Here is an 825-nt window from a genome sequence, read left to right as displayed (position 1 = left end):
CGGCGGGCAAAGTTGTAAGCTGCCATGAAGTCAGCGAGGTGCGTCCGGAGCTGGTCGTGGCTCTCGTAATGGAAGCGTTTGACGGTCGCCTCCTTTATGGTGCGGTTCATCCGCTCGACTTGGCCGTTCGTCCAGGGATGGTTCGGTTTGGTGAGCCGATGCTCGATGTCGTTGGCCTCGCAGATCATGTCGAAGCGCATCTGACGCGACCAGGCGGTGTTGCGGTTGCGGGGCTGCTCGGCGAACTGGATGCCGTTGTCGGTCAGGATGGTGTGGATGCGATACGGCACGGCTTTCAGCAGATGTTCGAGAAACTCCCATGCTGTTCGGCGATCAGCCTTGTCGACCAACTGCGTGACGGCGAACTTGGCGGGTAGCGGTCGATACCGACGAACAGGTAGAGCTTGCCTTCGGCAGTCTGCACCTCAGCGATATCGATGTGGAAGAAGCCGATCGGGTAGCGCTTGAAGCGCTGCCGCCTCGGCTTGTCGCCCTCGACGTCTGGTAGGCGGGAGATGCCGTGCCGCTGGAGGCAACGATGCAGCGCTGAGCGGGTCAAGTGCGGGATCGATGGCTGCAGCGCGTAGAGGCAGTCGTCGAGCGGCAGCAGTGTGTGGCGCCGGAACGCCACAACCGTCGCCTCCTCGGCCTCGGACAGGGTGGTGGAATGAGGGGCCTTCGGGCCGGTCTTCAGGTCCTCGACCGTCGCCCTCTTACGCCATTTCGCGACGGTCTTCGGGTTGATCCCCAACTCACGGCTCAGCGTCGAGAGCGAAGCTTGCGATCGCTGTATTGCTGCTCGGACGGCGTGCGTGGTCGTGGCGC

The 825-nt window shown here is 62.9% G+C and carries 1 pseudogene; it reads right to left on the bottom strand.

Annotated features, from left to right (window positions below):
- Positions 1-825 (bottom strand): annotated as a pseudogene (locus BRX43_RS20080) (IS481 family transposase); the annotation flags it as partial.

The sequence above is a fragment of the Sphingomonas sp. S-NIH.Pt15_0812 genome, from assembly GCF_003951315.1.
Taxonomy (GTDB): domain Bacteria; phylum Pseudomonadota; class Alphaproteobacteria; order Sphingomonadales; family Sphingomonadaceae; genus Sphingomonas.
This window is presented reverse-complemented; position numbering and strand designations above follow the sequence as displayed.